23 protein-coding genes are annotated in these 26,596 nt (G+C 42.0%); 17 read left to right on the top strand and 6 right to left on the bottom strand.

Annotated features, from left to right (window positions below; all coding sequences use genetic code 11):
• The first annotated feature begins 13 nt into the window (after positions 1-13).
• The 10 genes from WCP75_RS01205 (at position 14) to WCP75_RS01160 (ending at position 7,709) form a co-directional block, all read left to right on the top strand.
• A complete protein-coding gene (locus WCP75_RS01205) occupies positions 14-1,270 on the top strand; it encodes a glutamate-5-semialdehyde dehydrogenase (RefSeq protein WP_336276425.1) in 1,257 nt (418 codons plus the stop codon).
• Positions 1,271-1,305: 35 nt separating this feature from the next.
• Positions 1,306-1,899, top strand: coding sequence for a nicotinate-nucleotide adenylyltransferase (locus WCP75_RS01200; RefSeq protein ID WP_336276449.1), 594 nt, complete (start codon positions 1,306-1,308; stop codon positions 1,897-1,899).
• A 56-nt stretch (positions 1,900-1,955) separates the two neighbouring features.
• A complete protein-coding gene (gene rsfS, locus WCP75_RS01195; RefSeq protein ID WP_336276424.1) occupies positions 1,956-2,399 on the top strand; it encodes a ribosome silencing factor in 444 nt (147 codons plus the stop codon).
• Between the two features lies 1 nt (position 2,400).
• Positions 2,401-2,847 carry a 23S rRNA (pseudouridine(1915)-N(3))-methyltransferase RlmH gene (locus WCP75_RS01190; protein ID WP_442894933.1) on the top strand — a complete coding sequence of 149 codons (447 nt, stop codon included), beginning with the start codon at positions 2,401-2,403 and terminating at the stop codon, positions 2,845-2,847.
• Between the two features lie 135 nt (positions 2,848-2,982).
• Positions 2,983-4,215: a murein hydrolase activator EnvC family protein gene (locus WCP75_RS01185; protein WP_336276423.1), complete on the top strand. Its 1,233-nt coding sequence runs from the start codon at positions 2,983-2,985 to the stop codon at positions 4,213-4,215.
• Between the two features lies 1 nt (position 4,216).
• Entirely contained in the window at positions 4,217-5,527 is a 1,311-nt protein-coding gene (locus WCP75_RS01180) for a S41 family peptidase (RefSeq protein WP_336276422.1), read from the top strand.
• Between the two features lie 40 nt (positions 5,528-5,567).
• The gene (locus WCP75_RS01175; RefSeq protein ID WP_336276421.1) at positions 5,568-6,089 is read left to right on the top strand and encodes an RNA pyrophosphohydrolase; all 522 of its coding nucleotides are present in this window, start codon (positions 5,568-5,570) and stop codon (positions 6,087-6,089) included.
• Positions 6,090-6,201: 112 nt separating this feature from the next.
• Positions 6,202-6,762 carry an invasion associated locus B family protein gene (locus WCP75_RS01170; protein WP_336276420.1) on the top strand — a complete coding sequence of 187 codons (561 nt, stop codon included), beginning with the start codon at positions 6,202-6,204 and terminating at the stop codon, positions 6,760-6,762.
• 300 nt (positions 6,763-7,062) lie between these two features.
• Positions 7,063-7,356, top strand: coding sequence for a YggT family protein (locus tag WCP75_RS01165; RefSeq protein WP_336276419.1), 294 nt, complete (start codon positions 7,063-7,065; stop codon positions 7,354-7,356).
• 23 nt (positions 7,357-7,379) lie between these two features.
• A complete protein-coding gene (locus WCP75_RS01160) occupies positions 7,380-7,709 on the top strand; it encodes a DUF167 domain-containing protein (protein ID WP_336276418.1) in 330 nt (109 codons plus the stop codon).
• Between the two features lie 57 nt (positions 7,710-7,766).
• Here the strand turns inward: WCP75_RS01160 and ppa are convergent, their stop codons facing one another.
• The 3 genes from ppa to mgtE form a co-directional block, all read right to left on the bottom strand.
• Positions 7,767-8,297, bottom strand: a complete 531-nt coding sequence (ppa, locus tag WCP75_RS01155; RefSeq protein WP_336276417.1) for an inorganic diphosphatase — start codon at positions 8,295-8,297, stop codon at positions 7,767-7,769.
• 73 nt (positions 8,298-8,370) lie between these two features.
• Positions 8,371-10,191 carry a translational GTPase TypA gene (gene typA / locus WCP75_RS01150; RefSeq protein WP_336276416.1) on the bottom strand — a complete coding sequence of 607 codons (1,821 nt, stop codon included), beginning with the start codon at positions 10,189-10,191 and terminating at the stop codon, positions 8,371-8,373.
• A gap of 251 nt (positions 10,192-10,442) precedes the next feature.
• Positions 10,443-11,819: a magnesium transporter gene (gene mgtE, locus WCP75_RS01145; protein ID WP_336276415.1), complete on the bottom strand. Its 1,377-nt coding sequence runs from the start codon at positions 11,817-11,819 to the stop codon at positions 10,443-10,445.
• Positions 11,820-12,158: 339 nt separating this feature from the next.
• Between mgtE and WCP75_RS01140 the strand changes: the two genes are divergently transcribed.
• Positions 12,159-14,183 carry a M3 family metallopeptidase gene (locus tag WCP75_RS01140; protein ID WP_336276414.1) on the top strand — a complete coding sequence of 675 codons (2,025 nt, stop codon included), beginning with the start codon at positions 12,159-12,161 and terminating at the stop codon, positions 14,181-14,183.
• Between the two features lie 154 nt (positions 14,184-14,337).
• On the opposite strand, the gene WCP75_RS01135 is transcribed toward WCP75_RS01140, so the two are convergent.
• Together WCP75_RS01135 and WCP75_RS01130 are read right to left on the bottom strand one after the other, a co-directional pair.
• The gene (locus tag WCP75_RS01135) at positions 14,338-15,348 is read right to left on the bottom strand and encodes an SGNH/GDSL hydrolase family protein (protein ID WP_336276413.1); all 1,011 of its coding nucleotides are present in this window, start codon (positions 15,346-15,348) and stop codon (positions 14,338-14,340) included.
• Between the two features lie 15 nt (positions 15,349-15,363).
• Positions 15,364-16,620 carry a lytic murein transglycosylase gene (locus WCP75_RS01130; protein ID WP_336276412.1) on the bottom strand — a complete coding sequence of 419 codons (1,257 nt, stop codon included), beginning with the start codon at positions 16,618-16,620 and terminating at the stop codon, positions 15,364-15,366.
• Positions 16,621-17,667: 1,047 nt separating this feature from the next.
• Between WCP75_RS01130 and WCP75_RS01125 the strand changes: the two genes are divergently transcribed.
• Complete coding sequence (locus WCP75_RS01125; protein ID WP_336276411.1) at positions 17,668-18,663, top strand: KpsF/GutQ family sugar-phosphate isomerase; 996 nt, start codon at positions 17,668-17,670, stop codon at positions 18,661-18,663.
• A 244-nt stretch (positions 18,664-18,907) separates the two neighbouring features.
• Here the strand turns inward: WCP75_RS01125 and omp10 are convergent, their stop codons facing one another.
• Positions 18,908-19,264 carry an outer membrane lipoprotein Omp10 gene (omp10, locus tag WCP75_RS01120; protein ID WP_336276410.1) on the bottom strand — a complete coding sequence of 119 codons (357 nt, stop codon included), beginning with the start codon at positions 19,262-19,264 and terminating at the stop codon, positions 18,908-18,910.
• Positions 19,265-19,519: 255 nt separating this feature from the next.
• Here omp10 and WCP75_RS01115 point away from each other — a divergent pair, with 255 nt between their 5' ends.
• From WCP75_RS01115 to WCP75_RS01095, 5 genes are all read left to right on the top strand, one after another.
• Positions 19,520-20,914: a sigma-54-dependent transcriptional regulator gene (locus WCP75_RS01115; protein WP_336276409.1), complete on the top strand. Its 1,395-nt coding sequence runs from the start codon at positions 19,520-19,522 to the stop codon at positions 20,912-20,914.
• Between the two features lie 337 nt (positions 20,915-21,251).
• Positions 21,252-22,823, top strand: coding sequence for a phospholipase D family protein (locus WCP75_RS01110; protein WP_336276408.1), 1,572 nt, complete (start codon positions 21,252-21,254; stop codon positions 22,821-22,823).
• A 154-nt stretch (positions 22,824-22,977) separates the two neighbouring features.
• Positions 22,978-24,477, top strand: a complete 1,500-nt coding sequence (gene guaB / locus WCP75_RS01105; RefSeq protein ID WP_336276407.1) for an IMP dehydrogenase — start codon at positions 22,978-22,980, stop codon at positions 24,475-24,477.
• Between the two features lie 678 nt (positions 24,478-25,155).
• Positions 25,156-25,299: a hypothetical protein gene (locus WCP75_RS01100; protein ID WP_336276406.1), complete on the top strand. Its 144-nt coding sequence runs from the start codon at positions 25,156-25,158 to the stop codon at positions 25,297-25,299.
• Entirely contained in the window at positions 25,256-26,542 is a 1,287-nt protein-coding gene (locus WCP75_RS01095; protein WP_336276405.1) for an RsmB/NOP family class I SAM-dependent RNA methyltransferase, read from the top strand. Before WCP75_RS01100 ends, WCP75_RS01095 begins: the two co-directional genes overlap by 44 nt.
• Positions 26,543-26,596 lie beyond the last annotated feature (54 nt).

Below are 26,596 nucleotides of genomic sequence, written 5' to 3'. Positions count from 1 at the left end.
TCCGAGTGATTGCATGAGTTTAGAAGAACAGATGAAGAGCATGGGACGAAAAGCGCGTCAAGCGGCTTCGATGCTTGCGGTTATTTCTCCTGAAGAAAAGAGTAAAGCATTAGAAATGGTGGCTTTGAGTCTGGAGGATCGGTTTTCTGAGATATTACGAGCTAATCGTAAAGATGTAGAAAATGCTGACAAGAATAATTTGCGGGCAGCGATGATTGATCGACTTAAGCTGGATGAGCCTCGTTTGCGTTCAATGGTAGATAGTGTTCGTCAAATTGCTCGTTTACCCGATCCTATTGGGCAAGTGATGGGTGAATGGACACGCCCAAATGGGCTTCATATAAGCCGTGTTCGTACACCTCTTGGTGTGATCGGTATCATTTATGAAAGCCGGCCAAATGTTACAATTGATGCGAGCGCTTTGTGTCTCAAGTCTGGAAATGCTGCGATCTTACGCGGTGGCTCGGATAGTTTTCACTCTGCGCATGCACTTCATTTTGCACTGGTGAGAGGATTGGAGAATGCTGGTTTTCCGGGAGATATCATTCAAATGGTCGGAACAAAAGATCGTGGCGCTGTTGGAGAAATGCTGAAGGGGCTGGATGGTACGATTGATGTTATTATACCCCGTGGTGGAAAAAATCTCGTTGCACGCGTTCAGTCTGATGCACGTGTTCCCACTTTTGCACATTTGGAGGGGCTATGTCATATCTATATCGATCAGTCTGCAAAGTTGAATATGGCACGTGATATCGTTTTAAATGCAAAATTGCGGCGGACGAGTGTGTGTGGCGCTGTTGAGACAGTTTTGATTGATCGTAAAGCATTAAAAAAATTTCTTCCTATTTTGATTGCTCTACAAAGAGAGGGGTGTGAAATACGTGCAACAAAGGATATCGTATCCCTCGTACCGGGAGTGAAGTTGGCATCTGAAGAGGATTGGTCATGTGAGTATCTCGATGCAATTCTTTCGGTTAAAACGGTTGAAGGTATTGAGGAGGCTATCTCGCACATTGAACGTTATTCATCGGGGCACACTGAATCGGTCATTGCCGAGGATTTGAAAGTGGTAGAGGCGTTTTTTAATCGTTTAGATTCATCTATTTTACTGCATAATGCATCCACGCAGTTTGCCGATGGAGGTGAATTCGGGTTTGGGGCGGAAATTGGTATAGCGACGGGGAAAATGCACGCGCGTGGTCCCATAGGTGTTGAGCAGTTAACATCGTTTCAATATCATATTAGGGGAAGTGGACAGGTTCGACCTTGAAAAAAACATTTTCCCCATGTCCACGGAAGATTCGCATTCCACATATTGAAAGGTCTAGTGTCGTTGGCCTTTTCGGTGGGTCTTTTAATCCACCGCATTTAGGGCATCTTCTCGTTGCAAAGACCGCAATTCGGCGTTTGCGTCTCGATCAATTGTGGTGGATGGTAACTCCGGGGAATCCTTTGAAGGATCATACACATCTACCATCTTTAGATGAAAGGATACGGTTAAGTTCCGAACTTGTTGATCATCCAAAGATACACGTGACTGGTTTTGAGCAGGTCATAGGTAAGACAGCGTCAGCAGATACGATTTCTTATATTCTCTCCCGTTGTAAAGGTGCGCGTTTTGTATGGGTCATGGGTGCAGATAGTTTTGCAACGATTCACCGTTGGCACCGGTGGCGTGACATTATGTCCATGCTTCCCATTGCTATTGTAGATCGTCCTTCGGTGCGTGCATCAACACTCTCCTCTCCTATGGCATGTGTTTACCGTTCTTTTCGTTTGGATGAGAGAGAAAGTGCGCGGTTACCTTTTATGAAGCCACCGGTTTGGACTTATTTGCATGGACCTCTTTCTTTTGAGTCATCAACGAATCTTCGTTTGGCGGGAAATAATTTTTCTTGAATATTTTATAAGATTTTGCGAATCTCTCCGGTGGGTTTTTTCTTTTGTATTTTTGGATGATGAGAAAGGGTATTGACCTGGAAAACGTTTTACAAAAAAGTTCCCATGATATTGTGTCTCGGGCAGAAAAGAAGCTTTCTTCGGTATCTAAGGGGCTTGAGGTCGTTCTTGGTAGTTTAGAGGATGCAAGAGCGGAGGATGTTGTCTCTATTGATGTTCGGAGCAGGTCGTCTTTGGCTGATTATATTGTGGTGGCGTCGGCACGTTCGCAGCGTCATATTTCTGCTGTGGCGAGTTTTCTGTTGTTCACTTGGAAGGATGGTGGATATGGTCGAGCGAGCGTAGAAGGGCTTGCTGGAGGTGATTGGGTATTAATTGATATGGGTGATATTATTGTTCATCTCTTCCGTCCGGAAGTTCGCCTCCTTTATAATCTCGAAAAAATGTGGCTTGCTCCAGATTTAAACGATACAGAGTCCGTTTTCTTTGGGGATCATTGATATGCGAATTTTTGTTTCTTCTGTTTATTGTATGAAGGTGGGCTCTGCGTGTAAATTGGCGCATCACTATTTTAGTCGTTTTTCTAAAAGTTATATGGTTGTTGGGCTTTGTTTTAAGACCTTTCAGGAAGTATTGAAGAATTGCATTCAGGTGGCGTACCAGTGCATGGAGGAAGAGGGGAGAACGCTTATTGGGTTCTTGTTTGAAAAGTATCGATTAATTGTGCTTGGTGAGCGCAGAAAGTCGATTTCGTCATCCGCTTCTACCGAAAAATTAGGATTGTATGGTGATGAGGGAATTTGTTATTTGGTGATTGCTGTGGGCGGGCATGATGAAAAAGCAAAGGGGCGTGCCAATTTTCTTTCATTTGTCGGTTCTATGATGTGGCTGCATCGGGTTTTTCGTATTGCTCGCAGAGCGGCTTTATTGGGTGATGACGGTTATTAATACTCCCTTACCGCCGTGTATGGGGATTTTTTATATAAATCATTAATATTGTTTTAGACGATGTCATTTAAAGCGTATTCGATTTATGAGACTAAACTTGATGGCTGAGCGAATAAAGGGATTTTTCATAAAAATATGCGATGTTTGTATGAAGGATGCGTGATATTTATAGCGTTGCTATCGAGTGTGTGTGTTTGTTTATCTACATCGTATGCTGAAGATACTGTTAGCAGTGTGGAAGCACATAAAGCATTGGTTGAAATTCGCAAGAGTATTTCTATTTCGCGCGAGCGTGTCGCTTATCTTGTTAATCAGGTTGAGCGTTTGAAAAAAGATCAGCGCGCTTTGACTGGTGCGTTAATAAAAGCAGCTAAAGCAGAACGCAATACAGCAAATGAAATTGCTGAAAGGGAAAAAAAGCTCGAAAAAATGATGAAAAAACAGGCGCAAAGTTATAAAAAATTGGAAAGTCGTCGAGCCGAATTTGCGGGAGTTCTTGCTATTTTGGAGCGTATGGGGCTGAATCCACCCCCTGCTTTTGTGGTACGGACCGAGGATGCGTTGGCTTCTATACGCAGTTCTGTTCTGTTGGGAGCGGTTATTCCTGAAATGCAAGAAAAAATAAAGGTTTTGTCATTAAATCTCAGGGAGTTAGTTGATTTGAATAACTCAATTGCGACGGAGTATTCGGCTCTGAAGACGAAAATGCAGAGTCAAGTGGAGCAGCGAAAGCATCTGGAGCTTTTGCTGGAAAAAAAGGAAAAATTACAGGAAAAGTCAGAAAGAGAGCTTATGGAGCAACGACAAAGAGGTGTTGCTCTTGCAAAAAAAGCTCATTCCTTGGAAGATCTGATTTTAGAACTTGACCGTCAGTCACAGCTCGATTCTAATATTCCTACGCAGGTACGAAAAAATTTGCAATTGTTAGAAAAATACAATTTTGAGGATCAAAAAGGCTCCTTGCTTTTTCCTGTTTCAGGAAGAAGAGTGAGGTATGTTAACAATGGTTCGCATATCACACGTTTTGGTGAAATGATTGAAACAGAATCATCCGCTGTTGTTGTGGCACCTGCTAATGCTTTTGTTGCTTTTGCTGGGCCATTTCGTTCTTACGGGCGGGTAGTTATACTGAATGTTGGAAATGGTTATCATATCATCCTTATAGGAATGTCAGAGATTAATGTGACTCAAGGACAGTTTGTTCTTTCAGGGGAGCCTCTTGGCGTAATGGGAGTGCAATTTACTGCGAACAGTGTTGCATTGGATATAGGAAAAAGTGCTCCGATGCTTTACATTGAGTTTAGAAAACAGGGAAAGCCTGTAAATCCAACTCCTTGGTGGCGGATAGAAAAATCGAAAAGGAATTAAGATGATTCGTAAAATTATTCTTTTAGTCACTGGGGTATTACTTAGTGCTACTTCAATAGTTCTTGTGCATTCTGTTGCTGCTAACAACGGAGGCGATACCTATAAACAGCTGGCTATATTTGGCGACGTATTTGAGCGGGTTCGTACGCAGTACGTGACGGTCCCAGACGATAAGAAGCTGATTGAAAATGCCATAAATGGCATGCTTACATCGCTTGATCCTCACTCAGCTTATATGAACGCTCAAGAAGCCAAGGATATGCGCGATTCCACTAAAGGGGAATTCGGAGGGCTTGGTATTGAGGTTACAATGGAAAAAAATTTAATTAAAGTCGTTTCTCCTATGGATGATACACCTGCTTCAAAAGCGGGTATTTTAGCAGGGGATGTCATTTCAAAAATTGATGGAGTGCAAACGAATGGCCAGACACTGAATGAAGCTGTCAATAAGATGCGGGGAGCTGTGGGGACACCGATTACATTGACAATCATTCGTTCTGGTGTTGATACGCCAATTGAGATTAAGGTTGTTCGTGATATCATCAAGGTGAAAGCAGTTAAGTACCGTGTTGAAGGTGATATTGGGTATCTGAGGCTTATTCAATTCTCTGAGCAGACTTTTGGCGATCTTCAGGCTGCGATTAAGGATATTCAGTCTAAAATTCCTCAAGATAAGCTAAAGGGGTACGTTCTTGATTTACGACTTAATCCTGGTGGTCTCTTAGATCAAGCAGTGAGTGTTTCGAGTTCTTTTCTTGATAAAGGTGAGATTGTATCGACCCGTGGACGTAAGAAGAGTGATGTAATGAGATTTGATGCTAAGCCAGGGGATATTATAAATGGAAAACCTCTGATTGTATTGATTAACGGTGGTTCGGCGAGCGCTTCCGAAATCGTTGCTGGTGCTCTACAGGATCATCGCCGTGCTACGATTTTAGGTACTCAATCTTTTGGTAAGGGGTCTGTTCAGACAATTATTCCTTTAGGTGAAAATGGTGCTTTACGCTTGACAACAGCACTTTATTACACACCGTCTGGCACTTCAATTCAGGGAACTGGGATCACTCCAGATATCATCGTAGAGCAGCCATTACCCGAAAAATATAAGGGGTATGATGTTAAGCTTGGTGAATCTGAGTTAAAAGGGCACATCAAAGGAACGCGAGAAAGCAATAAGGGGTCTGGCTCTGCTGCTTTTATTCCGAAAGATCCTAAAGATGATGTTCAATTGAATGAGGCTTATAAGCTTCTGCGGGGTGAAATGGCGAACGCAGCATTTCCACCAGATCCCAATAAGGATGTTCTGAAATAAGAAGGTGTTTGCATAGCATATGCTTTTAAGGGGAAATTGAATGGACGCGGTAGTAAATTTTAATGCTCTTCCCTATCGAAAATGTGTTGGGATCCTTGTATTTAACCACGAAGGTAAAGTTTGGGTTGGGCGTCGTTTGATGGTGCGCGCCAGGATGGATGCTGATGTGTCTGATTGTTGGCAGCTTCCCCAGGGGGGGATTGATGAAAATGAAGAGCCGCTGGACGCTGCGCGTCGCGAACTTTACGAAGAAACGGGTATTCGGTCCGTGATATTAATTAAGGAAGCAAAGGATTGGTTCAATTATGATTTTCCACGAGACCTTGTTGGTGATGTATTAAATAATAAATATCGCGGACAGACACAAAAGTGGTTTGCTTTTCGGTTTACAGGTGAGCTTTCCGAAATCGAGATTAATCCACCTCCAGATGGTAATAAAGCAGAATTTGACAGATGGAAGTGGGTTGATTTGGAAGTATTGCCTTCCATCATTGTCTCTTTCAAAAAGCATGTATACATGAAAGTTGTAAATGAATTTCGAGGTAGTTTTAGGCACTTATAAAAAAGTATATAATTGTAGAAAGCCATTTCTTTTATTAGAATGACTGTGTCATTGTGTAATTATTAAAAAATGGTAAAAGTGGTTCTGTTTTAATAAAAAATTGGAATGTAAGATGAAAAAATTGTTTAATTTATTTATGATCTCCGCTCTTTTGAGTATTTCTTCTGCGGCGTTCGCTGTGGATTCAAAAACTGCTGCACCCAAACCTGCTGCAGCTGCGTTGCCGAATGGTGCTTCTTCTTTGCTTGAGACTTATGGTTTGTGGAGCGTCAATTGTGGCATACAGGATGGAAAGAGGGTTTGTTTTATACACCGTCAAGAAGTAAATGATCAGAATCGTGTTGTCGTGGCGATGACTCTTATTGTAGATGCTGATAACAGCATATCCGGCAGTATGACAGTACCTTTTGGAATGCTGGTCTCTAAGCCTGTCCGCTTACAAGTAGATGAAGGGAAGTCAACTTTCGAGACCGCTATCCGGACTTGCTTGCCATCAGGTTGTGTGGTTCCCGTAGTTTTTGATAAAAATTTCGTAGCGGCATTGCGCGCCGGAAAGAAGTTGAAACTTTCTATGACGGTTGCAGCCCCGGGTGAGCCAGCTTTCAACGATCTATTCATTCAACTGAACGGATTTAGTAACGCACTCAACCGTCTGATTGCTTTGCAAAAATAATTCTGAGATAAAAAAGCGGCCTTTTTGGGCCGTTTTTAATCTAGGTGAGGGTGGTTTTTGTGCAAATTTACAGATTGGGGTGTGGCGTTTGCTGGGTTTTTAGGGCTTTTGTAGATTTTTCACCTGCTTCGTTGCTGTTTTTTTTTGTTAATGGTTTTACGGTTTAGGTTTCTGTATTTTTTGCTTACACTGAGAGACGTTGGTGTGTGATGTAAATCGTAAACTATTTTCAGTGGGCTTTATGTAATAAACTTTTGGGATATCGTCCTCTATTCCGTCGATTATAAAGAGAGACAGAGAATGGGTTATGCATTGTTTCAGGTGATTGATTTTATTTTCGATATTTACATTGATATTTTGATTGCGAGCGCTGTCTTCTCTTGGCTTTGTGCGTTCAATATAGTGAATGTGCGAAATCGTTTTGTTTTTTTAGTAGGGGATTTTTTGCACCGTATGACAGAACCTATTCTCGGTCATGTTCGGAAATTTTTACCAAATTTTGGAGTGGTCGATGTTTCACCTATCGCAGTCTACGTGATTATTTATTTTATCCGTAGCTTCATGTGGCAGGTTTATGCAAATACGTATTTGTAACATTTTGCTCCGAGTGAATAAGGATGTTCCATAGGGTTGATGCCAGTGGGTTGAGGTTGTTCGTATATTTAATTCCTAAGTCTTCAATCGATAAAGTCGTTGGAGTTAAATATGGGGACGATGGGAAGAAGTGCTTGGTGGTACGTCTTCGTGCTGCTCCTGAAAATGGGAGGGCAAACACACAGCTTATCAGATTTCTGTCGAAGCAGTGGAGAATTCCACTTTCTTGTATTTCCCTAAAAAGTGGAGTTACATCGCGTCATAAACAACTTCATTTTTCAGAATATATAGAAGAGCTGGAAAAAATATTGCACTCTTTAGAAGATTGCGCCTCTGCGCAAAAAAATAGATAAAAAAGATAAATGCGCCTGCTCTTAAGGCAGGCTTTTTATTTTGTCCTGTTGAAATAATTACGTTTTTTGATTACGTTCAATTGCCTGCGTAATCAATTCATGCGCAAAACTCTTGCTACGCCATCCCTCAATTTTAGCCCACTTTCCAGGCTCAAGGTCTTTGTAATGCTCAAAGAAATGCTCAATTTTTTTCAACGTAATTTCTGGGATATCCGTGTAATTATGAATGTTGACGTATTGCTGCGTTAACTTGGTAGAAGGAACGGCGATAATTTTTTCATCTTTACCGCCATCATCTTCCATAACAAGAGCGCCAATTGGAAGGACATTTATGACACAACCAGGCATAAGCGGACGGGTATTGCAGATGAGAACGTCAATCGGGTCCCCATCCTCTGAAAGAGTGTGTGGTACAAAACCGTAGTTTCCGGGGTAAACCATTGACGTATAAAGAAATCGATCTACGAACAAAGCTCCGGATTTTTTGTCCATCTCATATTTTATCGGTTGACCACCAAGGGGAACTTCGACGATGACGTTGATATCTTGTGGGGGATTTTTTCCAATAGGTATTTCCGCAATATTCATGTAAACATCCTTTCCGGGATACGGTTGAATAAGGTGCAATCGATTCGACTGGAAGAATCGTAAAATTAGGTTTTCAAATTGATGAGCGCGCCTTTTCAAAACGCTTTCGCTCATTTGGATCTAAATAAAGTTTACGTAGACGGATATTCTTGGGGGTTACTTCTACGAGTTCATCGTCCTGTATCCATGATAGAGCGCGCTCCAATGTCATCCTAATAGGGGGGGTCAGCTTTACGGCTTCGTCTTTTCCTGAAGCACGCATATTCGTCAATTTTTTTCCCCTTAAAACATTTACCTCTAAATCGTTATCACGTGAATGTATACCGACAATCATACCTCGATAGACTTTAACACCAGCGTCAATCACCATAGGTCCACGGTCTTCGAGGTTAAAAAGAGCATAGGCGACAGATTCACCGCTATCATTTGAAATCATGACACCGTTAACACGACCGGCAATGCTTCCTTTATAAGGCTCATAAGCGTGAAAAAGACGGTTCATAATCGCTGTACCGCGCGTATCTGTTAAAAGTTCAGACTGGTAACCGATGAGCCCTCGAGTTGGTACATGGAAGACGAGACGTACACGATTTCCCCCAGAAGGACGCAGTTCAATCATCTCCCCTTTTCGCTCGGAAATTTTTTGAACGACGGTTCCAGAGTGTTCTTCATCGACATCAATTACGACTTCTTCGATTGGCTCAAGAGTTGTCCCATTTCCATCCTGCCGCATGACAACGCGTGGGCGTGAAACACTAAACTCAAATCCCTCACGGCGCATATTTTCGATGAGAACCGCAAGTTGCAATTCTCCTCGCCCTGAAACATAAAAAGAGTCTTTATCGGCGGATTCTTCAACTTTAAGAGCTACGTTACCTTCTGCTTCTTTCAACAAACGATCACGTATAACACGGCTTGTAACTTTATCCCCTTCGGTACCAGCAAAGGGGCTATCATTGACCAAAAAGCTCATGGTAACGGTGGGGGGATCAACTGGTTGTGCGGCAAGTGGCTCATTAATTGTAGGGTCACAAAAAGTATCGGCAACAGTACCTTTTTGTAGACCTGCAATTGCTACAATATCACCGGCAGTACTTTCCTCAATAGGTTGCCGTTCTAGCCCACGAAATGCCAAAATTTTTGAAATACGCCCAGTTTCCAAAATTTTTCCATCTTGTCCAAGGACCTTTACGTTTTGGTTTGGTCTTATGGAGCCCGAATGAACGCGACCCGTAATGATTCTCCCTAAGAATGGATCTGCTTCAAGAATAGTTCCGATCATGCGGAACGGTCCCTCAGCCGCGGTAGGAGAAGGAACGTGACGCATTACAAGATCAAATAGGGGACTCAACCCTTGATCTTTCGGACCTTCTGGAGATTCCGCCATCCATCCATCGCGACCTGATCCGTAGAGAATAGGAAAATCGAGTTGTTCATCGGTTGCGCCAAGAGCAGCAAAAAGATCAAAAACCTCGTTGATAACTTCATCCGCACGTGCATCAGACCGGTCGATTTTATTAATGGCAACAATAGGGCGTAAGCCCACTTTCAGCGCTTTTCCAACGACGAATTTTGTTTGTGGCATTGGACCTTCGGCGGCGTCGACAAGCACGATAGCCCCATCCACCATATTCAAAATGCGTTCAACTTCTCCACCAAAGTCAGCGTGCCCTGGTGTATCAACGATGTTAATCCGGGTATCTTTCCAAACAACAGATGTTGCTTTCGCAAGAATTGTGATTCCACGTTCTTTTTCAATATCATTCGAATCCATCATACGTTCGCTCGTACGCTGATTATCACGAAAACTTCCAGATTGCTTGAGAAGCCCGTCTACTAGTGTTGTTTTTCCGTGGTCAACGTGGGCGATGATGGCAATGTTACGCAGTAGCATAAACTTTCTTCTTTTCGTTTAACAATATTCGCTCTGAAGGAAAGCCTTTAGTGTTTCCTCCCGATTATCGCGAGCATTCTACATGTTTTTTATGATTTTGGAAGAGGAAGAAATATTTTTACAGCAAGGCATCTACGAAGTTTTTCGCTTTACTGGATCAACCTGCCAATCCTTTCTGCACGGACAACGCTGCCTGTTTCTTCAGGTGAAAAAGGTTTTATCGCTTCACAAGGTACATCTCTCTTTAGACGCTATAGCAGGGTTCCGGATAAAATAAGGGAAGCTACAGAAAAATAAATCACAATACCTGTAACGTCTACTAGGGTCGCTACAAAGGGGGCAGAAGCGCTTGCTGGGTCGAATTTTAAAATCTTAAGGATAAAAGGGAGCATAGAACCGGACAATGATCCAAATGTGACAATTCCGATTAAAGCTGCACCTACTGTCATGGAAATAGCGACCCAATGTTCGCCGTAGTTATAGATGCCTGATTGCTGCCAGATGATAATGCGGGTGACGCCGATCGCTCCGAGTAACATACCGAGAGATAATCCTGTTGGAATTTCACGAATGATGACTTTCCACCAATCTTTAACTGTAAGTTCGCGCAAAGCCAATGCACGTATGATAAGAGATGTTGCTTGTGATCCGGAGTTTCCTCCTGAGCTCATAATAAGGGGAATGAAAAGTGTGAGTACAATCGCTCTTTCGAGCTCTGTTTCAAAATATTGCATAGCGCTTGCAGTGAGCATTTCACCGATGAAGAGTAGGGAAAGCCAACCACCACGTTTTTTCATCATTTCGAGAAAACTGATTTGCATATATGGTTTATCAAGAGCTTCCATGCCTCCAAATTTATAGGCGTCCTCGCTCATCCCATCGACTATAGTATCAAGTACGTCGTCGACGGTGACGATACCAATGACATGGTTATTTTCGTCAACAACCGGCACAGAAAGAAGATCATGGCGCTGAAAAAGGCGAGCAATATCTTCATGATCGGTGAATGGTGATATCGTGATAGGTGTGTCACGCGTAGGAACATTGATAATTTGTTCATTAGGTGAAGCAAGAATGAGGTTGCGAAGTGAGACAGCTTTGAGAAGGGTACCTATTTTGGGATCAATAACATAGCTCGTATAAACTGTTTCGCGTGTTCGTTCGACATCCCGAATGTGATCTAAAGTGTCCTTTACGGTCCAGTTTGATGGAACTGCTATAAATTCTGTTGTCATCAATGCACCAGCTGTATGATCAGGGTAGCTGGTGAGTTTTTTAAGCTCAGCTCTCGTTAAGGGGTTGAGCAAGGTATAAAGTCGTGTGCGTGTCTCCCCGTCTATCTCTTGGAAAACGTCTGCAGCAGCATCTGCAGACATGCCGTCAAGAATTTCAACAGAACGGTTTATGGGCAAAAGCTCAAGAATGGCGGCAGGTTGTTCAAGCTCTGGTTTATCAAAGAGTTCGATAGTATAGTCAAGGGGTAAGAGACTGAGAACGGTTACACGCTCCGTAATATCAAGATCATTAATGATATCAATGGAATCGGCGAAATGCCGATCTTTTAATTCTTTAGCAAGAGCCTCGGGGACGAGATTTTTGAAGTCGAAGGTCGTTTTGATTTCGGTCATGATGAAGTACCTTCCGAAGGATTGGAGAGTTATGAATCCAGATATATGGATAGGATAAATCAAAAATGATGGAAGATTTTAAAAAATCTGCCCCCGGTTACATTTTCAATCGTTAATATTTAGAATAAAGTCAAGGATAAATCGCAGTTCATGAACAATTTCATGAATTATGCGTGCGGGAATTTTCATTTATCTCCCATGACAAAGATGCCTTTTTCTTTCTTGTATTAGGGTGTAAGCGCAAACAGTTATTTAGAAACATTTTGGATAAGTTCACAATCTTATCATTTACATCGTAAAGATAATTGTTATGCTTTAAATTTACGGAGATATAATATTATGGCAAAAGAAGCGGTGCTAGATTGGAAGGGATTTTCGGGGCTTCCTGATTTTTCTTCAATAAGTGATGATGATTTTAAAGCTGCTTTTGAGCAGGCACTTAAGGAGGCTGAAGGAGAGGTTGAAGCAATTGCGGTGATGCAAGAGCCACCAACGCTTGAAAATTTTTTGCAGCCTTTCGAGCTTTCTGGCAAGGCGCTTGATCGTGTATGTTCGATATTTTTCTTGTACTCAGGTGTTTGTAGTAATGTGTTCATTCAGGAATTGGAGCAAGAAATTGCCGTAAAACTTTCCCGTTATTCTTCAAAAATTATGACGGACACACGGATATTTGCGAAGATAGAGCTACTCTATGAGCAGTCAAAGCAGAGCGTATATGACAGTGAGACAACGCGTGTTCTCGAATTATGGTGGAAAAATTTTGTTTGTAATGGTGCGAAACTTGATGAAAGAGGCAAAAAACGGCTTATTGAAATTAATGAAAAGCTTGCTTTTTTAGGCGCTACTTTTGGACAGCATGTTTTGAAAGATGAAGCTGAGTGGGTTTTGTTTTTAAAACAGGCAGATTTGTCTGGCTTGCCTGATGATCTCGTTGCATCAATGAAGGAAATTTCTCGTGAAAAGGGAAATGATGGGGCCTATGCACTGACATTGGCACGTTCAATTGTTGAACCATTTTTGAAATTCTCTCATCGTCGTGATTTGCGTGAAATGGCATTTCGAGCTTGGTCTAAACGGGGAGAAAATGACAATGATAACGATAATCGAGAGATTATCGTTGAGATCATTGCGCTGCGAGATGAGAAGGCCAAATTACTAGGGTACAAATCTTTCGCAGATTTGAAACTTGATAATACTATGGCAAAAAGTGTAAGTGCAGTTATGGATCTGCTTCTGCCTGTATGGGAGCGGGCGCAGATTAAAGCTGCTGCTGAGCAAATCGAATTGCAAGATTTTGCAAAAAAACAAGGAATTAACGAGCCTTTAGCGGCCTGGGATTGGCGCTATTATACAGAAAAACTACGTGCCGAAAAATTTTCTTTTGATGAATCTGAAATTAAGCATCATTTTCAGCTTGATCGCATGATTGACGCTGCTTTCGCAGTAGCGAAAAAACTCTTTGGAATTTCATTTGAAAAAAAAAGCGCCGTTGCACTTTGGCACTCTGACGCACAGCTGTGGGAAGTAAAAAAGTCTGATGGAAGTTTGCTTGGATATTTTATTGGTGATTATTTTGCGCGTTCTTCAAAACGATCTGGTGCATGGATGAGCAGGTTGCAATCGCAACATAAATTGAATGGCGGACAAAAGCCTATCATTTACAATGTTTGTAATTTCGCTAAGCCACCAAAAGGGGCGGCTGCTCTTTTGTCACTTGATGATGCGCGTACGCTTTTTCATGAATTTGGACATGCATTGCATGGTTTACTTTCTGATGTAACGTGGCCTTCTGTGTCTGGAACGTCGGTTTCGCGTGATTTTGTTGAACTTCCTTCTCAACTTTATGAACATTGGTTAACTGTACCAGAAGTATTAAAATCTTACGCTATGCATGCCAAAACAGGGATTTCAATGCCGCAAGTATTGGTAGATAAAATTATAAAAGCACGGACATTTGATGCTGGTTTTTCTGCGGTTGAATTTATCTCATCGGCCCTGGTAGATATGGCTTTTCATCGAGGGGAAACAGTGACTGATCCGGCAATGTTTGAGCGTAAAGAATTAGAAAAATTGCAGATGCCTGACACAATTATTATGCGCCATCGTCCTCCACATTTTGCGCATATATTTTCGGGTGATGGTTATGCCTCTGGTTATTATTCTTATATGTGGTCGGAAGTGCTCGATGCTGACGCTTTTCAAGCCTTTGAAGAAGTAGGGGATGTTTTTAATGTAGGGCTCGCTGACAAATTGAAACGTTTCATTTATTCTGCTGGAGGAAGCTGTGATCCAGAGGAGTTGTACAAGGCTTTCCGGGGGCGGTTTCCTTCGCCAGAAGCGATGATTAAAAAACGCGGATTGTAGAGCACGGCAGCATATGGTGTGAAGCACATTGTGACATTTCCTTGCGGTCCAAATTTGTGCTTGCCTTCTGTCTGTCACGGACGTGTATAACAGCTTTTTTGGTATATTCTATTTTGGATTTTTAAGAAGATAGATTTCAGATCGTAAAAGGACATCACGGAAGAGAAAAATCGTCAGCTCGGTCTTTGTGATGTCCGTTGAGGAGTGGCCATGATTTGTTCACGAAGTCCAAATCCTCTCTGTCCAGTAAGCGCGTATTCTTTTGTGCTATCTCATCTAAGCTCATCGGGGGCTGGTGTTTGATGTTTTCCAGCTCTCGTGTAGACTGGATGAGATGTGTGCTCACATGCGGGGAATTAAAAACAATTTTCAACTGTTTTTCCAAATAAGAGGCAAGCTTTTTCTTTCCTTCAGAGGTAAAATTGATACCATTGTTTGTGCGCAGTTTCACTGCTATTCCATTAACGTCATAGCCTGAGAAAGAAAATTGACCCTGTGTGTCAACGAAACCACCCCAAACACTGACGAAATGCCCCCCTGCCGCTTCTGTTTTATTTTTATAAAGTTCGTTAAAGATTAGCATTTTTCGTGTTAAATCATTGTTCTCAAAAGCAGGTTGCCCCACCCATATCCACGGCTTTCCTGAATCACGAAGACCTTTGGTGATTTCGGTAACTCTTCGTTCGTAGACATTCAGCCACTCTGGTTGTTCTGTGCTTAACAAACCGTGGGGCATTGTGATTGGTTGGTTATCATTCGCGCCAACCATTATGATGATGGCTTCGGGTTTGTTTTTGTCAATAAGCTTAGAAATATTTCTCTTCCAAGAATAATAATCAGTTCGGACCAATCCGGAATCTGGTACTGTACCATTTATGATAATGACACCGGTGTTATCGATATAGAGCCCTTTAAGTGCGTCTGCGGCGGCATATGCCATAAAGTCTCCTATAACAAGGATGCGTGTTGCATTTTTTTCTTTTACGTCTTTTTCTTGTATCGTGGCCCTTATTTGTGGTGCGTATATTTTTTTTTGTTCCAGTTCTCTATGTTTGAACAACAGTTCGAAAAAGCTGTGCGCCTCACTTGTTTTTTTTTGCATAACAGTGAAGACAAAAATAAAGAAAAGCAGGAAAGTGAAGTACACAACGCTGAAATGAGACAAATATTTTACTCTGGATTATCGTTTTCGAAGAAGAAGGAGGACGCTTTGAGATGGGTGCCCGTTGACTTCTAAGTTGTGTTGTAGTTGAAAAGCTTTGATTGCTTTTTTGGAAGCGATTCCTATTTTCCCATCAATCTCTCCTTCATAATAGCCGAGTTCACCTAAATGATATTGCAGCTCTTTCCGTTCTTGAAAAGAAAGAGGCTGAAAAGGTCGATTCCAGTCTTGAACCAATCCTGGATGTCCTGCAATGCGGTTAGCGAGAAGGCCTACAGCAAGGGCATAACGATCAGCATTATTATAACGCCTGATAACGAAGAAGTTTTTTGTCACGAGGAATGCGGGTCCTTCCGTTCCATCTGGACGTTTTAACATTGCAAGCTCAGATAGTGAGGGAAAAGAGTGGTCGTTTGCGTGTCTTACACCGAGTTTTTCCCATTGCTCAAAGGTGATCCAACCGTCAGGAAAATTTTTTTTCTTTGGTAATTTAACTTCTACCCCCCAGGGGAGACCAGGTTGCCAACCATTCATGTGGAGAAGATTAGCTGCAGTGGCGAGGGCGTCCGGGACAGAGGACCAAATATCGCTCCGTCCGCTTCCATCCATGTCGACCGCGTAGGCCAAATAGCTGCTTGGAATAAATTGTGTATGTCCCAATGCACCAGCCCATGATCCTGTGAGCTCGGAGCGTTCAATTCCACCATTTTGTAAAATTTTCATAGCAGCAATTAGTTGTGTTCGCGCATATTTTTCACGTTTTTTGTCAGCATAGGCCAGGGTTGCGAGCGAGCGAATGGCATCACGCACGATACCTTTGTTTTCTAAAACCTTTCCATAACTGCTTTCCATTGACCAAATGGCAAGAAGTATATGTTTGTCAACACCAAAGCGTTTTTCAATTTTAGAGAGCCACTCTTCCCATTTTTTTATTTTGTGCTGCCCCTCTCTAATTGCAATGTCGTGGATCCGATTATCAAAATAACTCCATGAAGGATCGACGAATTCTGGTTGGTGTGCAGCTCTTGCCAGAACTTCAGGGTCAATTGCGTTGACATCCTTGAAAGCTAGATTAAACGTAGATGGTAAAATTCCATTGGCTAGAGCCGTTTTTTTAAATTCTTTAACCCAGTTTTCAAAGCCGCTTTGGGCGTATGATAATGATAAAAAAAACGTCGAAAAAGTGTATAAAATGGCGGTAAACACAATAGCAAAGATGCCCTGTTTCATTGATTTTTTTGGAGAAAAAAAAGTTCCAGATTCTGTTTTTTGCATTTTTTAATTTCCGTCCATTTTCAAGTATCTTTATACGCCATAATCCCGTTTTTGTATCTGGCTTAATTGATTACGTTTTCAAGTAAACACATAGATTGTAATTAGGTTATTTACTTTAAACGAATGCTAATTTTATTCATTTCTTATTTATTGCTATAGTAGTTGAAGCAGTTGTTAAAATACATGGCAATTGAAGTCAGGGGGTTACATTTTTAGTCAAGGGGAGAATGGATGGTATCAATCCGAAAAGTGGCGCTTCCTGTGTTGGTTTTTTCTGCTCTCATTTCCCTCCTGCAGTGAAAACAGCCCGCAAAAAACAGCGAGCACTATGGGCAAGCTTGCTATTCAGCGCATTATAGACGGGGGCACGAAAGCCCGCGTTTAGGCATTTTATGTCCGTTATCGGATTCGGTAATTGATTACTAAAGTCCATTTTAATGCACAAACCAAGTTACGCATAGCACTTCTTAGGTTCAGTAAAAAGGGAAAATTTGAGTATCCAAACGCTTCATAGGTTTCTGTTTATACAGACTGCTTTAAGCAATAGGGGGCATCCTAATCGTGGATTTTTCTTTGGTGTTGGTGTGAGTTGTTTGGAGAGGAATCTTTTGCTCTATTATCATGGGGTGTTGCCGATACGGGTGAAATAAAGTCGTTGTTCTTGGGAGGGCGGTATTAATTAAAAGTTTGGTGGAAGAGATGTTATTCTTCTTCGAGAGTTTTATTCAGAAAGAACGCAAAATACGTTGCATATAATTTTGAAATTACGAGAATGACGGAAAATTAAGAACGAGGAGTGGGAAATGGAATTTAATTGATGGATGCGGTGGTGCGATTTTCAGGTAGGTGGAAGATGTTCTTCGTTGAGAATTGCGGATCAAGGTTTGCTTTTACTGAAATTGAAGCAAATAGCGAATATTGATTTTTTCTTCGGTGTATTTTGATGTGTACAGGTGGTTTTTTATGTCACTAAAAAATTATCTTAAAATCGTCAAAATTAAAAAATGATATAGACCTCTCGTTTAATTTCATTTATCGATCTCTTTTATGAAGAGGCCGTTTTCTCATGTTTTAGATTCGCACAGTGCTGTTGCGTCAGCGCTTAAGACGATTGTGAGCGAAAAGCGAGGGCTTGAGGCTCTTGAGTTGGCTCTTATGGGGAGCTTTTCTTCCTCTTTTAAAACTGCTGTTGAAACTATCAGAAATGCCAGCGGTCGTGTGGTTATCACGGGACTTGGGAAGAGCGGGCACATAGGAACAAAAATCGCTGCCACTTTAGCTTCAACTGGGACTCCTGCCTTTTTCGTACATGCTTCGGAAGCTAACCATGGTGACCTTGGCATGATTGGGTCTGATGATGTTATTCTCGCTTTGTCGTGGTCAGGCGAAACTCTAGAATTAAGTGGCATCATAAATCATGCTGCACGATTTCGTACTCCGCTCATTGCGGTAACATCGGGTAAGCATTCCATACTGGGGCGGCAAGCTGATGTTTTGCTATTGTTGCCAAAGATAGAAGAGGCTTGCCCTCACGGGCTTGCACCGACAACTTCAACGGTTATGCAATTGGCAATCGGAGATGCGTTGGCTATTGCTCTTCTAGAGATGCGGGGTTTTACGGCAACTGATTTTAAAATTTATCATCCTGGTGGTTATCTTGGTGCGAATCTCAAATATGTAGGTGATGTTATGCATCGGGGTGATAGCCTTCCTCTAGTTGTACAGGGTACGACCATGGTTGAGGCTATGAACATTTTAGTTGAAAAACATTTTGGTTGTGTCGGCATTGTAAGTCAGGAAGGTGAATTGATCGGGATCATCACTGACGGGGACCTTGCGCGCAATATGCACGTCGACTTATCGAAATTTGATGTCGATAGTATAATGACAAGAAATCCAAAAATTGTTGGTCCAGATACACTGGTTGGCGCCGCTATGGCTTTCATCAATGACTACCAGATTGGGGCTTTTTTCGTAGTTGAAGATAAAAGGCCTGTAGGAATCGTTCACTTTCATGATCTTTTACGCATTGGTGCTGCTTAAGCTGATATCATTTTTAGGGAAGATGAAGTTTTCTGTGAATTGGCTTCATCGGGTTGGAATGTTGAAATTAGTTGGCACAAACGGTTATTTTTCACGCTCTGCTACGCGGTACACTCCTTTATTTAATAGCTAACCATTTCTGGAGTTTCGTATAGCATAGGGGACGGGACCCGGAGCCAAGAAAAGCACCCATATCCTCCGTTGGTGCGCCCCTGTGATTTTTTTAGCAGCTGTCCTCTTTGAATTAAGCTCTTCGCTTGAGAGAAAATGGAAGTCCCGCGTGTGGTGTGCAGAAAAGTTGCATCTTATCGTATGATATTAGGCAGTTTACTCGGGATATAGTTCCACGAAGAATAGAGTGTATTTCAATTTCTACGTTCTGAGCGTTTATATATTTATAGGTACCTTCTGATAACTTTTCCTGTGTGTCTGCTGCTCTCGTTTCAAAGGTACCATCATAGAAGGAAGAAATAATACCATTCTCATCCATCCATTTACCATCAATTCCGTCTATATTTGCCTCGTGATATTGCGAAAAGCCGCACGCTGTTAAAGCCAGAGGAATGATTATGAGACATAAAATATGACAGGTGTTTTTCATTTTTTCACTCTAATTTTCGTTATTCTACTTTTGAAACTTTATACTTGTTAGATGACACCACTAATCAATATGAGAATTTTGATGAAAATCAATGGAAAAGCAAAAAAAATGGAAAAAAATGCCTTAATGTTGTATTTAGCTAACAGGCTTGATGGAATTCGTATGTGAAGTACGAGAGGTGGGATATGTTCTTTATGGTTTGCAACAATTCTTGCATTAAGCGGCTTGGTGATATTAGAAGGGATCGTTGAAGTTATGGTTGGTCCCATTCTGGTTGCAAGCGAAGATTACGGGAAACGTAGAGAGTTTTCCGCTATGCTTAGGGGCTTTGGTTATCGCGTTATTGAAGCTGAAAATGGTCTACGTACAGTTGATCTTTTGCACAGACGTAAGAATATCGTTCTTGTACTCCTTGACGTTATTATGAGCGATTTGAGCGTGAGTGATTTAATCAAGATGATTAGGGCTGCGGGTGTTTGCATTCCTATCGTTGTGATAGCGCCACAAGATAACCAAGAATTACTGCAGAAAGCTTTAACGGCTGGAGCTATTGATTATTGGATCCATCCAGTTACACCGATGCGACTGAGAGTCACTTTGGACATTCTTTTTCTTATTTCTGCGTTGGAACGCGAAATTGATTACATTAGACATGTTCGGTGGAAAAGTGAAAATCATCTGCGATTTTCTGACTTATGCATAAAAAGTAAAGTAATGCAAAATGTGCTGAAACAATCGAAGGAAGCCGCAGCTTCTTCACAGAATCTTTTAATAGAAGGTGAAGCAGGAACAGGTCGTGAGACGTTAGCTCGCATTATTCATCATGAAAGTTGTTCATCGAGGAAGGATTTTGTTCGGTACCAGTGTTCGGCTGTAGCTGACCCAGAAGAAGAAAAACGCCAGTGGTTTAACGAATTTTTGCCGCTGACTTCTTACATTGAAGAAGGAACACTTTGTCTCTGTGATGTTGATAGGCTTGAGCCTATACAGCAGAAGCGTTTCGTCCGTTACCTTGCTGAAAGGGAGAAAGTTGTAGGAAGTGGAGGTTATCCCTTCCGAATCATCGCCCTTTCGACATCACGGCTTGCTGATTTGGTTCAGGAAGATTTTTTTTCGTGTGATTTATTTGAACAGCTCTCTCAATTGCACATCAGTGTCCCTGCTTTGCGAGAATTAAGGGACGATTTTCCAGAGCTTGTGCAACGTTTAATTGACAGAATTATCGTTGAAACGGGAAGATCGCATGTGCATGGTTTGGCGGGATCAGCTCTTTCGCTGCTCATGCACTATGATTGGCCTGGTAATTGGGATGAAATTGAGAATTGTTTGTTTCGTGCTGTTCTACTTAGTGAGGGGCCGCTGTTGACTGTTAGAGATTTTCCGCAGTTATTGGGGAATCCGTTGGTGGGCGCTCCAAATATCATTGAGAGTGATGTTAAAGAATGCAACGAAAAAGGAGCAATACAATTTTTTGATGCTGATGGACATATTCGTACTTTTGCTGATATGGAGCGTGATATTATCGAAAGAGCAGTTCAGCACTACAAGGGGCGCATGAGCGAAATTGCTCGCCGTCTTCGTATCGGGCGTTCCACACTTTACCGTAAAATAGATGAATTGAAAGTGATGAATAATCAAAGTCAAAAGTAAAATATAGGAAAAATTTTCATTTATAGGATGCATAGTGGAGATCGGGGTTTTAAGAAGGGGCGGTTTTTTGTGAATTCTGGTTATCGGGGATGGTCTCGTTCGGACTGGCGCATATTGCGGCCCAGTCTGTGGGGGCTTCGTTGGATTGCCTTTTAGGTTCTTGCCACCTCATTGTAAATTGCATAATATATTGATTGTGGCTTCTACGCTCTTGATACAAGAGTGCAATTTTGGAAACGCTGATGCTGTACCGGCGCGTTCTCAGGCACGAGGCGATGTCTTCTTCGCTACTCGTGTTTATAGTAGTACGATAACTTAAAAATGGAAAGTATTCTTCTTGTTTCTGCTAAATATTATTTTTCATTTTATTGTGTTTTTTTTTGTTTCATCTGTATTGGCGGTTTATACATACGGACGTTTCATGAAAAATGCTCGGGGGAAATGTTCTTATGCGTTTACTGTTAAAAAAGATGAAACCAAGCTTGATCGTGTCGTAAGTAAGCTAGCTCAGGAAATGAATGGGCTGGGTATTGATAAAGATGCTCTTTCGCTCATCGCTAATAATCTAGATGCGTTTTGTGCCCGTGCTATAGGAGCAGCGCAAGCAGGGCGTAGTCTTGATTTGATGTACTATATTTGGGATGATGATTTAACGGGTCGCTTGTTGTTGAGTGAAGTTGTTAAGGCGGCTGACCGGGGTGTTCGTGTACGCCTTCTTTTAGATGACATTAATGCCCAGGCACGTGATCCGGCCTATATTGCGTTGGATAAGCATCCCCATATTGAGGTTAGAGTGTTTAATCCAGGGCGTGCGCGCAAGGGTGGTTTGCGCCGCGGTTTAGAGATTATACTGAGGGCGATCATTGTGACACGCAGAATGCACAACAAAGCCTTCATTGTGGATGGCCGGGTAGCCTTTGTTGGGGGAAGAAATATTGCGGATTCTTATTTTGATGCAGGAAAAAAATCACGCTTTAGAGATTTAGATTTAATGCTAATTGGTCCATCGGTTAAGAAAATAGAATCTGTTTTCGACGATTTCTGGAATAGTGCTGTGGTCCTGCCGATTCACACTCTCGTTGTTTCTAAAGGTGCGGTTAGCCTCGATTACTGGAGGGATCAATTGCGAAAGTTTCGTGATTCAAAAGTTTCTAAGGTTTATCTGGATTATGTTAGCGAGCATATTAATTTTGAATTCTTTATTCAGGCAGGGAAGCGATTATTTTTGGCAGAAAAAGTTGTTGTTCTTTCTGATCCTCCGGAAAAGGCATTACGTAAGAAAACAGAAAACTGGCTCATGAAGGCTCTTTTACAAGTTCTTAAGAATGCAAAAAAAACGGTTCAGATTACATCACCGTATTTCGTTCCTAGTAAGGTGGGTACGCGTAATTTGGGCAATTTGGTCTCAAAAGGTGTTGATGTTAAAATTCTGACTAACTCTCTGGCAGCTACTGATGTTGCACTTGTACATGGAGGCTATATGCTGTACCGCAAGGCATTGTTGAGGAGTGGTGTTAAGCTTTATGAGTTAAAGCCAGACAGCGGCGTCTATGGATTACGACTATTTAGATCGAGTAAGGCAAGCCTGCATACTAAAGCTTTTCTGGTTGATAGCAAAACTGCTTTCATTGGATCTTTCAATTTTGATCCTCGGTCGGCTACATTGAATACGGAAATGGGAATTCTTTTTGAATGTGCACCAATTGCAGAGAGGTTAAGTTTGCTTTTTTCTGAGGAAACTACTGGTGAGATGAGCTATCGTCTTCGTCTTGACGATAACGATCGTATTCATTGGGATTTTATTGAAGGTGAAAAACAGTGTAGCGTTAATTGTGATCCAGAAAGTAGTTTTTGGCGCCGCGCGTTTGCAAAAATAGTAAGTTGGTTACCCATCGAGTCGCAATTATAGATTTTTCAAATTAGATCTTGGAAAGTGCTTTATTTTCCTTTTCATTTCGTTTTCTGCATGGCATAATTCGCCGCCAATTCGCAATTTATTAGAGCTGCGGTCGTGTATTTCTCGGAAGTGAACTGCGGCGTTTTGTTGTTAGAGGAATTTGGCTATGGCAAAGATTGTTGAAACGAAGACGGGTGCGTTGGCATTAACTTTTGATGATGTGCTTTTACAGCCGGGTCACTCTCTTGTCATGCCGAGCCAAGTAGATCTCAAAACGCGCGTTGCGGCGGATATTGAGCTGCATCTGCCGTTACTTTCTGCGGCGATGGATACTGTAACGGAATCGCGTTTGGCAATTGCTATGGCTCAAGCCGGTGGACTCGGTGTTATCCATCGTAATATGTCTTCTGTAGAGCAGGCTGAGGAAGTACGCCAAGTCAAGAAATTTGAATCTGGTATGGTCGTTAATCCAGTGACGATCGGGCCGGATGCAACGCTTGAAAAGGCTAAGGCTTTAATGCGTTCTTATGGTATATCAGGTATTCCTGTTGTTGAAGATGATGCTGAAGGCGAAACTGCCGGGCGACTCGTCGGTATTTTGACAAATAGGGATGTGAGGTTTGCATCGGATCCGAAACAAAAAATCCGCGAATTAATGACGCATGAAAATTTAATCACGGTGCGTGAGAATGTTCGTCTGGATGAAGCGAAGTATCTTTTACATCACCACCGTATTGAAAAGTTGTTGGTAGTGGATGAATTGGGCCGTTGTGTTGGCTTGGTGACGGTTAAAGACATTGAAAAGGCGCGATTAAATCCGAATGCGGCCAAAGATTCTCAAGGGCGCTTGCGTGTTGCTGCTGCAAGTGGTGTTGGGAAGGATGGAATTGAACGCGCTGAAAGATTGATCGACGCTGGTGTTGATGTTTTAGTAATTGATACAGCGCATGGTCATTCTCAGCGTGTATTAGAAACAGTTGAGCATATCAAGAAAGTGGCGCCTTCTACAGCTATTATTGCTGGAAATGTGGCGACTTCACAAGCAACGCAAGCCTTAATTGATAGTGGTGCAGATGGAATAAAAGTTGGTATTGGTCCTGGTTCTATTTGTACAACTCGGATTGTTGCGGGTGTCGGTGTCCCTCAGCTTGCTGCCATCATGGGCGCTGCAGAGGTTGCTAACAAAGTGGGTATTCCTATCATTGCTGATGGCGGAATTAAAGCTTCGGGTGATTTTGCTAAAGCTCTGGCGGGTGGGGCTTGCGCTGCCATGATTGGTTCTCTTTTGGCTGGCACAGATGAAAGTCCTGGCGAAGTTTACCTTTATCAAGGGAGATCTTTTAAGGCTTATCGTGGCATGGGGTCGGTTGGCGCTATGGCAAGGGGGTCGGCGGACCGTTATTTTCAGGATGAAGTTCGTGATGAACTTAAGTTAGTTCCCGAAGGTGTTGAAGGACAGGTTGCTTATAAGGGCCCTATAGCGTCAGTGTTGCATCAGCTAGCTGGCGGGTTGCGTGCTTCGATGGGGTATGTCGGGGCAAGAAATCTAGCAGAATTTCGCGAAAAAGCGACGTTTGTTCGTATTACCAATGCTGGGCTCTATGAAAGCCATACGCATGATGTGGCTATTACGCGGGAAAGCCCGAATTATCGTAGGCCCATTTGAGATTTTCGAAAGTTGGGTCTGTTGTACGATGGCATAAAATAGTCTTGAGAGGGATAGGGGGCTTTTTTGCTGTGTTAATGACATTTCACGAGTATGAAGAAAGAGCTGGAGTTTTCACCTCCAGCTCTTTCTTTGGTTTTTTCAGAATTAAAAGAGTTAATTTTTTGAGGTTTTGCGCTCAGTTTTTTGTGTGTGTTGGCGGCTGTGAGTTTCATGGCTTTGGGCAGGTTTTTTTTTGTTGTTTGAAGGCATCGTACCGTGGCAACTTTTAGATACTGCCGTTTTCCCATTACTGTGAGTATTCATTATTTTCTCCTTTTAGATTATTTAGCATATAGGCTACTATAAGAACGGTCGTTCCAGATAAGTGGTTCCACGCAGTTTTTAAAAATTGCTCCATGTTTTTATTAGAGATGAGATGGATTTGCGCGGCCATAGCAGAGGCGTTTTTTATTTTGTCGGAGAATGATATTCGAAAGAAGTTGGATGTTTATACTCAGCGCTACAATCAAAGCTACTAGGAGGAAAAATCTTACGGAGGCAGTGGTTGTCCATAGAGTAAAGCAAGATCCCGTGTATTTTAGAACAATAAAAAATGCACATGAGCAATACATAACAATATGTTAGATAATGAGATACGATTTTATAAAATACGTGATTAAAGTCATTCGCTTTTTGATGCGAATTTTTCGTGGTTTATTTTTAGGAAAGTTCATTGGTGGCGAGAAGTTAATTTTATTTTTTTCTTTAACTAAGTTAGGTTTAACGGGAGAAATGGATGCGGTTGGGTGGACGTTTGCAAGCGGCAATAGATGTTCTTAGAGAAACGGAAGTTCGGTATCGTCCCATCAGTGAGGCTTTAAAAGATTGGGGTTATTCTCATCGCTTTGCTGGAGCAAGTGATCGTGCTGCAATTAGCACAATTGTTTATGATGTTTTGAGGCGACGTTATTCTTTTCAATGGCGTATGGACAGTGATGAAATTCGGGATATCGTTTTTGCTACTTTATTAGATGCGGGAAAAAAGACGATCGAGCAAGTTGATGCGGAATTAGAAGGAGATCGGTTTGCGCCGCGGTTATTGGGGGACAAGCAGCGTCAATCGTGGAGAAAACGGCAATTAATTGATGCGCCAGACTATATTCGTGGTGATATTCCTCAATGGTGTAAAGCCCATTTATTTCCTTCATTTGCAGATAATTGGGAGAGAGAGGCGGCTGCGTTAGCAACCCGTCCTCCTTTAGATTTACGGGTGAATAGTTTGAGAGCAACGCCGGAGAAGGTGTTTAAGGAATTGGCAAAAATTAAGGTCCAATCTGTGTCGTGGTTTCGACAAGCTTTAAGGATTTCACCAATTGAAGAGTTCGGCCGCCATCCTAATGTTCAAGTTGAACCTGCCTTTCAAAGAGGGCATTTTGAAATACAGGATTTGGGGTCTCAGATCGTTGCTTACCTTATTGAGGCAAAAGCGGGTATGCAGGTGTTGGATTATTGTGCTGGCGCTGGTGGGAAGACTTTAGCTTTAGCTGCTGGTATGAACAACCGCGGGCAAATTTACGCTTATGATTCAGATAAGGTTCGCTTGGCTCCAATTTTTGATCGCCTCCGAAGGGCAGGTGTTCGTAATGTGCAATCACGGGTGAAAATAGAAGAATTGGAGCCATTAATGGGGCAGATGGATGTCGTTTTATTGGATGTTCCTTGCAGCGGTACGGGGACGTGGCGACGTCGCCCGGATGCGAAATGGCGCTTAACACCAGAACAGGTGAAGCAACGTCAAGTAGAACAGAGCGCTATTTTGAATTCGGTACTGGAATACCTTAAACCAAGTGGTCGTTTGGTCTATATAACGTGCTCCTTATTTATTGATGAGAATGAGGAGCAAATTTCTCGTTTTCTTCAAAAAAATTCCAATTTTTATCCCATAAATATGCGTGCGCTGTGGCAGAGACATTTTGGTCTTTCGGCTGTGCAACCAATATTTTCGAATTATGGACTTACCCTGTCACCAGTGACAACGAAGACGGATGGATTTTTTTTGTCTATTTTGCAACAGAAACATTAGTTTGTAATGTTCATGATTTTTATAAAAGTTGCATTTTTTTATGCTAAACGACTT

The organism is Bartonella numerosa (assembly GCF_037070845.1).
GTDB lineage: Bacteria > Pseudomonadota > Alphaproteobacteria > Rhizobiales > Rhizobiaceae > Bartonella.
The sequence above is the reverse complement of the archived record's forward strand: the minus strand, read 5'-3'. Positions and strand labels throughout refer to the sequence as shown.